Source organism: Kitasatospora sp. NPDC004799 (assembly GCF_040609095.1).
Classification (GTDB): Bacteria; Actinomycetota; Actinomycetes; order Streptomycetales; family Streptomycetaceae; genus Kitasatospora.
Genome location: NZ_JBEXJK010000015.1, coordinates 39424 through 50174 on the forward strand (window position 1 = coordinate 39424; position 10751 = coordinate 50174).

General features: G+C 74.1%; 8 protein-coding genes. 2 read left to right on the forward strand and 6 right to left on the reverse strand.

Going from position 1 to position 10751, the window contains the following annotated elements:
- The first annotated feature begins 29 nt into the window (after nucleotides 1–29).
- On the forward strand, nucleotides 30–515 hold the full coding sequence (locus tag ABZW03_RS03860; protein WP_355251721.1) for a universal stress protein: 486 nt from the start codon (nucleotides 30–32) through the stop codon (nucleotides 513–515).
- 284 nt (nucleotides 516–799) lie between these two features.
- A complete protein-coding gene (locus ABZW03_RS03865; protein WP_355251724.1) occupies nucleotides 800–1261 on the forward strand; it encodes a hypothetical protein in 462 nt (153 codons plus the stop codon).
- Here the strand turns inward: ABZW03_RS03865 and ABZW03_RS03870 are convergent, their stop codons facing one another.
- The 6 genes from ABZW03_RS03870 to ABZW03_RS03895 form a co-directional block, all read right to left on the reverse strand.
- Nucleotides 1262–1885 (reverse strand): hypothetical protein, encoded by a 624-nt coding sequence (locus tag ABZW03_RS03870; protein WP_355251727.1) that lies wholly within the window; start codon nucleotides 1883–1885, stop codon nucleotides 1262–1264.
- A 91-nt stretch (nucleotides 1886–1976) separates the two neighbouring features.
- Nucleotides 1977–5687 carry an ATP-binding protein gene (locus ABZW03_RS03875; RefSeq protein ID WP_355251730.1) on the reverse strand — a complete coding sequence of 1237 codons (3711 nt, stop codon included), beginning with the start codon at nucleotides 5685–5687 and terminating at the stop codon, nucleotides 1977–1979.
- A 74-nt stretch (nucleotides 5688–5761) separates the two neighbouring features.
- The gene (locus ABZW03_RS03880; RefSeq protein WP_355251733.1) at nucleotides 5762–7099 is read right to left on the reverse strand and encodes a nitrate/nitrite transporter; all 1338 of its coding nucleotides are present in this window, start codon (nucleotides 7097–7099) and stop codon (nucleotides 5762–5764) included.
- On the reverse strand, nucleotides 7096–7500 hold the full coding sequence (gene nirD / locus ABZW03_RS03885) for a nitrite reductase small subunit NirD (protein WP_355251736.1): 405 nt from the start codon (nucleotides 7498–7500) through the stop codon (nucleotides 7096–7098). The genes ABZW03_RS03880 and nirD overlap by 4 nt, the downstream gene beginning before the upstream one ends.
- Nucleotides 7497–10037 (reverse strand): nitrite reductase large subunit NirB, encoded by a 2541-nt coding sequence (nirB, locus tag ABZW03_RS03890; RefSeq protein WP_355251742.1) that lies wholly within the window; start codon nucleotides 10035–10037, stop codon nucleotides 7497–7499. Before nirB ends, nirD begins: the two co-directional genes overlap by 4 nt.
- Before the next feature lie 65 nt (nucleotides 10038–10102).
- Nucleotides 10103–10751, reverse strand: a 649-nt coding sequence (locus ABZW03_RS03895) for an FAD-dependent oxidoreductase (protein ID WP_355251739.1), incomplete at its 5' end; no start/stop codon positions are given.

The following is a 10751-nucleotide window of genomic DNA, read 5'->3' on the forward strand; positions in this document are numbered from 1 at the left end:
TTCTGCCGGAGAGACGGAGGCGAACGGCCATGACCGGGACCACCCGAGTGATCGTCGGACTGAGCGGATCACTGAGCAGCCTGGCCGCCCTCTACCACGCCGTCGGCGAGGCGGCCCGGAACCGGGCGGTGCTGGTGCCGGTCGCCGCCTGGACCGCGAACGAGCGGGACGGCCTGCGCCCGCTCTCCGAGCTGGAGCACGCCGCCCGCCGCCGCCTCGACGTCGCCTTCGAGCAGGCCTACGGCGGCTACCCGTCCGGCCTGATCATCCGCCCGCTGGTGGTCCGGGCCGAGCCGGGCCCCGCCCTGGTCGGCGCCGTCACCGGCCCGGAGGACCTGCTCGTCCTCGGCGCCGCCACCCGCCGCCGCCTGGAGCGCCTGCGGCACGGCTCGGTCGCCCGCCACTGCCGCCACCGGGCCGGCTGCCGGGTGGTCGAGGTCTCCCCGTCCGCTCTGCTCACCCGCCTCGAACTCCCGGCCCGCACCGGCGCACCGCTGCCCCTGCTGGCCCGCTGAGGGCGCTTCGGCTCCACGGCACGGCCCGGGCGCGCCGGTTTCGACAACCCTGCCGAAGTTGGCATGTCCGGGCTATGCTGGCTCGGCGCCCCAGCGGCCCGAACCTCCCGCTGACAGCCAACCAGCCGCCCGCTTGCCTGATCTGATGCTCCGTCAATTCCGATCCGTGATGTCACCACCTGAGCCATGATGCGTGCCCCGGGCCGCCCACCGCCGTTGTACGGAAGGTGAATCGCCGCACCCGCCCGAAACCCCCGGCCACCCTGCCGAGGAAGAGGTTTCGCATGACGACGTCCCGGACCCACCCGCGCTCCGCCGAGGCGGCGGTGCTGCTCACCGTGCTCAGCCTGCTCGTCCTGGAGGAGATCGCCCTCGGCCTGGCGAAGGAGGACGACCGCCCGGTCATCGGCGGCATCCTGATCGGCGTCTCCGGCACCGGCCTGCTGGTGGTCGGCGCGGTGCTGCTCAGCCGCTGGCTCGACCTGCGCCGCCCACTGCCGCTGCCCCCGCCCGGCCCCCACGGCCGCGAGTACAGCGCCCGCGCCCTCGAAGGCTTCCCGATGGAGGCCGTCCGCCCGCTGCTGCTCGCCGAGAACGCGCCCCAGCTCGGCCACCTGTACTCCGGCTGGATGCTCGCCCGGGCCGGCCGCCCCGCCCCCTGGATCGCCCGCCGCCTGGCCATCCCCGCGGACGCCGCCCGGCTCCTGGTCGACGCCGCCCGCTCGGCGAGGCTCGACCAGGGCTGATCAGAGCCGCTGCCCGGGTGCGGCGTTCGCCTGCGCCACCAGGTACGGCACCAGCCCGCGCTCCGCCAGCGCCGCCCGCCAGGCGTCCCGCGCCCGCAGCAACTCCCCGGCCCCGTCCGCCACTTCCCCGGCGCCAGACCGCTTCGACCGGGCCGCCCCCAGCAGCCCCGGCCCGCCCACCAGCAGACTCACCGCCCCCACCCCGGCCGACACCCACCCGGCGTCCACCAACGCGCGCGCCAGCACCTCCAGATCCTCGACCAAGCCCAGTACGGACCCCAGCAGCAGGAAGATCACCGCCGCCGTCACCGCGATGACCGGCACCACCACCCCCAGCACCCCCCACCACCCCGACGCCCGCTCCCGCGCCGGCGCGTCCACCGGCAGCCGCGCCACCGCATCGGCATCCGCCCGCAGCGCCGCGTACCGCTCGTACTCCGGCGCCGCCGCGGCCAGCACGAACTCCGCGTTCTCCCGCGCCACCCGCCGCAACCGCTCCACCTCCCGCCCCTCGGCCCCACCCGCACCCAGGGCGGCCCGCACCTGCGGCGCGGCCAGCGCCCGCCCGAGCTCCGTCTCGAAGTCCGCCCGATCCTGCTGCGGCAGCCTGAGCGGCCTGTCCATGCTCGTCCCCGATCGCCGTACTGTTTGTTCTACAGAACTGTAGAACATGGCGGCGGGTCGCTGCAGCCCTGTTCACGGGTGGATTCGGTGCTCAGGACGGGTCGGCCATCGGGACCCGGGCCAGGGCGGCGCGGATCGACTCGGCGACGTCGGGGACGGGGATGCCCCACTCCCGGTACCAGCCGGCGATCTGCGGGATCGACCGGCCGGTTCGCCGGGAGACCTCCATCAGGGTCGCCAAGGAGATGCCCTCGCCCACCATGTGCGGGCTGTTGTCGAGCTCTCCGACGATGTCCAGGGCCTGTCGGTGCGTCAACTCCCGGGGCAGGTCGTCGCAGGAGACGGCGATTCCGCGGGACTTCAGATGGCGGGCCAACTCCCCCGGGCTCCGGTCGAGGTGGTACCCGGCCGTGATCAGCTTGGCCAGGGGAACCGTGTCCCCCATCGCCAGGTCGTCCCAGTCCATGATGCCGCCGGACTGGAAGAGCTCCCGGTCGAGGCGCGTGGCCGGGGCCGGAAGGGACATCGAGGATCCGTACGCGCGGTACCGCTCGACCAGCTCCTCCAAGGAGATGTCCTCGTACCTCGGCAGGGAGAACGCGTACCGGAAGTGGACGTCCCCGGGATCGCCCCAATCCGACATTCCGTCGAAGAGGAACAGGTCCTCCGGTGTCGCGTCCTGCGGCATCCGAGGGACCGGGAACCCGAGCCCCGCGAAGGATGCGAGCACCTCGGCCGTGCCGGCCCCCGTCCGGTCCGCCACGCGCAGCACATGGGCGACGGGAACGGCCTGCGCCCGGCTCAGCCACGGCCACGCCCCGTCGAGGCGGAGGCTGAGCATCACGGCCACGTCGCTCGACGGCAGGTCGGGAAGTCCCGTGAGGTCGGCCTCCAGTCCGTACGCCGCCATGGCCTCGGCGACCTCGGCGACGGGGACACCCAGCGTCGCGCTGGCCTTGGCGAGGTACCCGGGAGCGACGGCCTCCCCCGGCTCCGGCCACCCACGGAGCCACCGCCCCTCCTCGGTCGCCCTCAGGAAAACCCGGTCCGACTCGACGGCGAGCGCCAGGTCGAGCACGGCCCGGGGAACGTCCACCCCCGCCCGCGACCAGTCCGCGGCTACCTCGGCAACCGGCCCTGCCTGCTCGTCCGCTGCTGTCAGCAGCCCGGTGACCGTGGCCGGCCGGCCGCTCACCACCGGGATGCCGTCCAGCCGGCCGAACCCGTGGAAGCGCCGCCAACTCGTCGTACTGCTGCCACGGGTCACGGTCATGGCGAGCTGGTCGGAGGGCATCCCCGCGCGCCCACGGCCGGCCGCCAGGAGCGGCGGCCAGATCTCCGCGAGTTCCGCCAACTCCTCCTGCCGATCGTGCGCCAGGAGCCTCCAGAGGACCACGGAGTCGTCCGGCGCGCCAGACACCCGCCGCCCCATGGCGCCGCTGCCGTCGGGCCATGGAATTCCCACCGCGCCGAACAGGTCGACGTCCACGGAGCAGCACCCCGTCCGTCGGGTGTCGAACTCGAAGCCGAGGTGCTCGAACTGCCGCCCCTGCCTGATGCACTCGGCCGCCAGCACGTCGGCGACGCCGACATTGGCGAGCGTCACGCGCCCGAGCCACAGCATGCTCAGCAGGGTCGTGTCGGTCCGGACCAGATCGACCGCCGCCGCCTCCAGCAGTCGACGGACCCGGTGGGACACGTCATCGATGACCAGGCGCCGGTCGACCGACAACCTGCCCGGCGACCACGCCCCCGAGAGGTTCACGACGACCCCCGCCAGACCCCTGCCCTGGCCCAGGAGTTCCCCTGCCGCCGAGGGCCGGACGAACAGGCCGTCCACCAACAGGCTCCCGCCGTACTGGCACCACATCACCTGCGCGCCGTCGGGAGCGTTCTCCCACGGGACGACCGTGCCCGTCGCGTGGTACCCGAACTCCTTCTCCGACCCCGAGTCCCTGGCCCGCAGCGTGCCGGGCCTCCACTCCGCGTTCCGCTCGCCGTGCACCGCCGTGGTGCGGAACTCCGCGATGCCCAGCAGGCGTTCGAGGACGTCGAGGGCCGACCAGGAGGCGCCCAGGTCGATGTCCTCCCGCAGGTACAGCCGCACCGTGGTGCCGGGCTTCCGGGCCGGCTCGGGCCTGGGGAGGATCCGGAAGAGGTGGCCCGGGCCGTAGATGGAGACGCCCAGGTTCGCGCCCAGGTGCCCCTTCTCGTCCATCCGGCAGGTCGTCACCCGGATCTCGTCGGCGAGCATGAAGTAGCTCAGGACGCCGATGCCGAAACGGCTGTTGGGGTGGAGCTCGACGGGCGGCTCCGTCTTCCGCCACTTGGCGCGTTCCACCTTGAAGTCCAGCTGCTCGGCGAAACGGGCGCCGGCGTTGGAGAAGACGCCTCGCAGCTCCTCCTCCCCCATGCCGACACCGTCGTCCTCGCACTCCAGGTAGGCGCGGCCGTCCTCGTCCACGCCCTGACGGAACTGGATGAGACCGTCGTAGCGGAAGTCGGCCAGCGGGTGGGTGCGGTCCAGGAACTCGGTGCGGGCGCGCCGGTACCGGCAGGCGTCGAGGGCGTTCTGGTAGAGCTCGCGGACGGCCAGGTCCCGGTCGCGGTAGAGCTCGACGCCCATCAGCAGGCTGCGGACCCGGCGTTCGTCCATCCGGAAGCGCGCCCAGCCCGTGAAGGCCCCGGCGGCGGGCGCGGCCTCGTCCGAGGTGAGGCGGGTGGGGAGCGGGTGCGAGGTGAGCACGCGGCGGACGGCGTGCAGGAGTTCGTCGGCGCGGGCGGTGTACTCGCGCAGGCCCTCCACCACTGCCTCGTGGCGGCATTCCGCGCGCAGCACCGGAAGGTCGTAGGAGCCGCCCCACGCGGCCTCGTCCAGCGTCCGGCGCAGGTCGGGGAGGTCCACCTCGTCCGGGATGCCGAGGTGTTCCGCCACGATCTCGGGCAGGGCGGTCAGCTCGATGGCGGTCCCGTACGCCAGCGCCAGCAGAAGCGCCAACCTCGGCTCCCGGACGTGCTGTTCGCCTGGAGCCCGAAGATGGTCGTCCGTGCTGAGGCCGGCGAGGTAGTCACGGTTGCCGACGTCGGGACCTCGCCGCAGGCCGTGCAGCAGGGCGCAGACGCGCTTGAGTGCGAAGGTCTCGCCGAGGTCGGCGAGCACCGGGAGTCGGTCCAGGATCTCGCCGACGCCCTCGGGATCGGCGAGATCCTCGTGCTGGTCGAGCCAGCGGTGGAAGAGCCACCAGCCGAGTACGGAAGCTGAGGCGGGGCGGGTTCGGGTGCGGCCCACGAGTAGGTCGTAGGACTCGATGAACTGCTCGTAGGCCGCACGGTCGGCGTCGGGCTCGGGCGCGGGCAGCAGGTCCGTCGGACGGACGGAAGCCCGCGCCGCCGCCAGGTGCAGCGAGCGGACCCGGTAAAGGAAGGGCAGCACCGCCAGCAGCGCGGCCTCGGCCGGGTAGAGGTCCAGCCGCTCGTTGCCGAGCAACCAGTCGACTCGTGCGGCAAACCGCACCGCGATCCCAGGGTCCTGCCACGGATCGTCCGCCAGGTCGACCGAGTCCCGCAGCACGGCCAACTCCCCGACGGCCTTCAGCACGACGCACCGGTACGGCTCCGCATCCCGGTCCTCCCGGACGTGCTGCCACACCCGCGACTCCGCGGCGGCCCGCACCCACGCGTCGGCCCCGTTCGGTACGACCGGGGGCCGGCTCCCGCCCAGGTAGAGGTTCTCGATGCTCCCGGCCTGGACGACCGGCCCGGTCACCGTGCCGTTCACCGCGTTCGACGTGCTGTCGGCCATCCCTCGTGCCCTCCCCGTGTGCAGGCCACGAGCGTAGGGCAACGCCCCACCCCGGTGCCCTCACCGCCGGGGCTTCACCGCCGTCGGAGCCAGACCGCCCAGGTCAGCACCGAGCAGCCCGCGTACGCCAGCAGGAACCCCGTGTACGCCGCGTCCCCGTTGCCGCCGGCCAGGAAGGACTGCCGGAACGTCAGGTTCACCAGCACCCCGCCGAACGCCCCGATCGCCCCCGCGAGCCCGATCAGCGCGGCGGAGCGGCACCGGGAGTCGGCCTCGGCGGCCGCCGGGTCCGCCCCGGCCGCGACCGCCGACCGGGCCACGGCCTGGTAGTGCGCCGGGATCATCTTGTACGTCGAGCCGTTGCCGATCCCGCTGAGCACGAACAGGGCGACGAACCCGGCGAGGAACAGCGGCAGCGAGCCCGCCTTGGAGGCGGCCAGCACCACCGCCGTACCGGCGCCCATGGCGGCGAAGGTGGCCAGCGTCACCCGCGCACCGCCGTACCGGTCGGCGAGCCGCCCGCCCACCGGTCGCAGCAGCGAGCCGAGCAGCGGCCCGAGGAAGGTGAGCGCGGCGGCCTTCACCGGGGTGTCGAAGCGCTCGTGGAACTGCACCTGAAGCACCTGCCCGAAGGCGAAGCCGAAGCCGATGAAGGAGCCGAAGGTGCCGATGTAGAGGGTGGAGACGGCCCAGCCGTACGGGTCGCGGGCCACCTCGCGCAACGCCCGCCCCTCGCCCGAACTACCCTTCGACACCGGCAGGTTGTCCATCCGCCACCACGCCCCCGCCGCCGCCAGCAGGATCATCGGCAGGTACAGCAGCGGCAGCAGCCGGGGGTGGGCGGCCCCGGCGGTGGCCAGCACCAGCAGCCCGAGCAGCTGCACGGCCGGCACGCCCAGGTTGCCGCCGCCCGCGTTGACGCCCAGCGCCCACCCCTTGAGCCGGTGCGGGTAGAAGGCGTTGATGTTGGCCATCGAGGAGGCGAAGTTGCCCCCGCCGACGCCGGCCACGCAGGCGACGGCCAGCAGCGTTCCGTACGGGACCCCGGGTTCCAGCACCAGCGCGGTGAGCGCGGTGGGCACGAGCAGCAGCAGGGTGCTGATCACCGTCCAGGTGCGGCCGCCGAAGCGGGCGACGGCGAAGGTGTACGGCAGCCGCAGCAGTGCGCCGAGCGCGGTCGGCAGGGCGGTGAGGGTGAACTTCCCCGCCGTGTCGATGTGGTACTCGGGACCGAGGAACAGCACCAGCACCGACCAGAGGCTCCACACCGAGAAGCCGATGTGTTCGGAGAGCACGGAGAACACCAGGTTCCGCCGGGCGATCCGGGCGCCGCCGCGCGCCCAGAACTCCTCGTCCTCCGGGTCCCAACCCGCCAGCGGGGCGGGCGATCTGGTGTCGAGGACGGCCGTCATGCCGCCACCTCCCCGGCGCCGGACCCGACGGACGCGACGGACGCGACGGACCCGCCGGACCCGACGGACCGGACCGGCCAGCGCCGCAGCACGGCGGGGGTGCCGTCGGGGGCGGTGTCCTCGTCCAGGCAGCGGCCGTCGGTGAGGTCGTACACCTGCTTGTACATCGGCGAGATGAGCGTCGGCCGGTCGCCCCGGCTGCCGAGCAGGCCGCGGGCGAGGACGGGGGCGCCGCTGAACGGGTCGAGGTTGTCGACGGCGTACAACGTCCCGGCGCGGTCGCGGAAGAGCGCGACCTGTCCGGCGTCGGGGAGCAACACGGCGACGCCGCGGCCGGGTTGGAGGTCGTCGAGGGAGCAGACGGTCTGCCAGCGGGTGCCGTCGTGGATCTGTACGGTCACGGGGTGAGCACCTCCGGTCGGGCCCCGGCAACCAGCACCGGGGCGTTGAGGGTGTGGCCGGCCTCGCCGGGGCGGGCCGGGCGGATCTGGCCGCGTTCGGGGACGAAGGTCACGGCGGGGTCGGGGGTGCCGGGGGCGTTGACGAAGGAGGTGAAGCGCCGCAGCCGGTCGGGGTCGGCCAGGGTCTCGGCCCATTCGTCCCGGTAGCCGCCGGTGTGACGCTCCATCAGTTCATCCAGTTCGGCGGCGATGCCGAGCGCGTCGTCGAGGACCACGGCCCGCAGGTGGTCCAAGCCGCCCTCCAGCCGCTCCAGCCAGACCGAGGTGCGCTCCAGCCGGTCGGCGGTGCGGATGTAGAACATCAGGTAGCGGTCGATGGTCCGGATCAGCGTCTCGCGGTCCACGTCCGCCACCAGCAGGTCGGCGTGGCGCGGGGTCGTGCCGCCGTTGCCGCCGACGTAGAGGTTCCAGCCGGCCGAGGTGGCGATGACGCCGAAGTCCTTGCTCTGCGCCTCGGCGCACTCGCGGGCGCAGCCGGAGACGGCCGCCTTGAGCTTGTGCGGGGAGCGCAACCCCCGGTAGCGCAGCTCCAGTTCGATGGCCAGGGCGGTGGAGTCCTGGACGCCGAAGCGGCACCAGGTCTCGCCGACGCAGGACTTCACGGTGCGCAGCGACTTGCCGTAGGCGTGTCCGGACTCGAACCCGGCGTCGACCAACTTGCGCCAGATGAGCGGCAGTTGGTCGACGGTGGCGCCGAACATGTCGATCCGCTGGCCGCCGGTGATCTTGGTGTACAGGCCGTGGTCGCGGGCGATCTCGCCGATCGTGATCAGGCCCTCGGGGGTGATCTCGCCGCCGGGCACCCGGGGGACGACCGAGTACGAGCCGTTGCGCTGGAGGTTGGCGAGGAAGTGGTCGTTGGAGTCCTGGAGCGCGCCCTGCTCGCCGTCCAGGATGTGGCCGTTGCCGAGGCTGGCCAGGACGGAGGCGACGGTCGGCTTGCAGATCTCGCAGCCCTCGCCGCCGCTGCCGTGCCGGGCGAGCAGCTCGGAGAAGCTGGTCAGCCCGGTGACCCGGACGATCTCGTACAACTCGGCGCGGGTGTGGGCGAAGTGCTCGCACAGGCCCTTGACGGTGGAGACCCCGGCGGCCTCCAGCTCCTCGGTGACGACGGTGCCGAGCTGCTTGAGGCAGCTGCCGCAGCCGGTGCCGGCCCGGGTGCACTTCTTGACGGCGGCCACGCTGTCGGCGCCCTGCTCGCGGACGGCGGCGCGCACCGCGCCCTGGGTCACGTTGTGGCAGGAGCAGAGCACCGCGTCGTCGGGCAGCGCGACCGGTCCGGCGGCCCCCGCGAACCCGGCGGGCAGCACGAGCTGTTCGGGCGCGACGGTGAGCGGCTTGCCGGCGACGGCGAGCGGGCGCAGGGTGCCGTAGCCCTCGGTGTCGCCGACCAGGACGCCGCCGAGCAGCGCGCCGTCGGCGCCGATGACGAGCTTGCGGTAGACGCCGCTGCGGCTGTCGCTGTAGAGCACGTCGAGGGCGCCCTCGGCAGTGCCGTGCGGGTCGCCGAAGCTGGCGACGTCCACGCCGAGCAGCTTGAGCTTGGTGGAGGTGTCGGCGCCGGTGAAGCCCGCGCCGGCCTGCTCCGCGACGGTGCGCGCCGCCGTCTCGGCCATCTGGTAGCCGGGGGCGACCAGACCGTAGACCCGGCCGTCGACGGCCTGGGCGCACTCGCCGATGGCGAGCACCGCCGGGTCCTCGGTGCGGCAGTGGGCGTCGACCACGACGCCGCCGCGCGGGCCGACCGGCAGTCCGCAGTCCCGGGCGAGCTGGTCGCGGGCGCGCACCCCGGCGGAGAACACCACCAGTTCGGCGGGCAGTTCGCGTCCGTCGGAGAGGGCGAGGCCGCGGACCCGGCCGTCCGGGCCGGTGAGCACGCCACTGGCACCCGCGCCGGTGTGGACGGTGACGCCGAGGTCCTCGATCTTGCGGCGCAGCGCCGCGCCGCCGCCGTCGTCCACCTGGACGGCCATCAGCCGGGGTGCGAACTCCACGACGTGGGTGTCGAGTCCGCCGGCCCGCAGCGCGCCGGCCGCCTCCAGCCCGAGCAGTCCGCCGCCGACCACGACGCCGGTCCGGGCGGCCGCGGCGCCGGCACGGATCGCGTCCACGTCCTCGATGGTCCGGTAGACGTGGCAGCCGGGCGCGTCGGTGCCCGGAACCGGCGGCACGAAGGGCACCGAGCCGGTCGCCAACACCAGGACGTCGTACCGGACTTCGGTGCCGGAGGCGGTGCGAACGCGTCGCGCCGAGCGGTCGATCGCGGTGGCCGGGTCGCCCAGGCGCAGGTCGATGCCGTGCTCGGCGAGGAAGCCGGCCGGGCAGAGCGCGAGGTCCTCGGCGGTGCTCCCGGCGAACAGCGAGCTGAGGTGGACCCGGTCGTACGCGGGCCGGGGCTCCTCGGCGAGCACGGTGACCCGCCAGCCGCGGGCGGCGGGCTGTTCCGTCCAGGCCTCCAGGAAGCGCTGGCCGACCATGCCGTGGCCGACCAGGACGAGGTCCCGGACGGCGCCGGCGTCTCGGGTGCTGCGGTGGTCAGTGGTCAACGCACGTCTCCAGTCATGGCAGTTCCTCGGGTGAGCAGGTGCAGGGGGTGGCCGGCGAGCGCGCCGCCGTCGGCGAAGGCGCCGGCCAGCGCGTCCACGGTGGCCAGGTCGCCGAGCAGGATCGCGCCCACCAGGCGGTCGCCGCGCAGGACGAGCTTCTTGTAGCTGCCGCGGGTGGCGTCGGTGAGCCGCAGGACGTGCAGGCCCTGGTCGCGGGTCTCGTCCACGGCGCCGAAGGCCGCGTACTCCAGGCCGCCGGTGCTGAGCCGGGCGCGCGGGCCGGTGCCGGGGTAGCGGGCGTCCGGCTCGGCGCCGGAGAGCCGGCGGGCGAGCACGTCGGCCTGCTCCCAGGCGGGGCCGGCCAGGCCGTGGACGGTGCCGCGGTGCTCGGCGCAGTCGCCGATCGCGTGCACGTGCGGGGCGACGCCCAGCCCGTCGTCGACCGGCACGCCGGTGGTGACGGGCAGTCCGGCGGCGTGCGCCAGCGCGGTGCGCGGGCGGGTGCCGCAGGCCAGCACCACCAGGTCGCAGTCGAGGCGGTAGCCGTTGGCCAGCTCGACGGCCTCGACCCTCCCCCGGCCTTCGGCCGTGGGGGCCCCCGGGGCGCCGGGGACGGCGCGGGGGGGGGTGGCGGTGTGGCGCTCG

Excerpts from the sequence above, each read along its gene's own strand:
- ABZW03_RS03860 (WP_355251721.1), top strand. The coding sequence starts at position 30 with ATGACCGGGACCACCCGAGTGATCGTCGGACTGAGCGGATCACTGAGC.
- ABZW03_RS03865 (WP_355251724.1), top strand. The coding sequence starts at position 800 with ATGACGACGTCCCGGACCCACCCGCGCTCCGCCGAGGCGGCGGTGCTG.
- ABZW03_RS03870 (WP_355251727.1), bottom strand. The coding sequence starts at position 1,885 with ATGGACAGGCCGCTCAGGCTGCCGCAGCAGGATCGGGCGGACTTCGAG.
- ABZW03_RS03875 (WP_355251730.1), bottom strand. The coding sequence starts at position 5,687 with ATGGCCGACAGCACGTCGAACGCGGTGAACGGCACGGTGACCGGGCCG.
- ABZW03_RS03880 (WP_355251733.1), bottom strand. The coding sequence starts at position 7,099 with ATGACGGCCGTCCTCGACACCAGATCGCCCGCCCCGCTGGCGGGTTGG.
- nirB (WP_355251742.1), bottom strand. The coding sequence starts at position 10,037 with ATGGTCGGCCAGCGCTTCCTGGAGGCCTGGACGGAACAGCCCGCCGCC.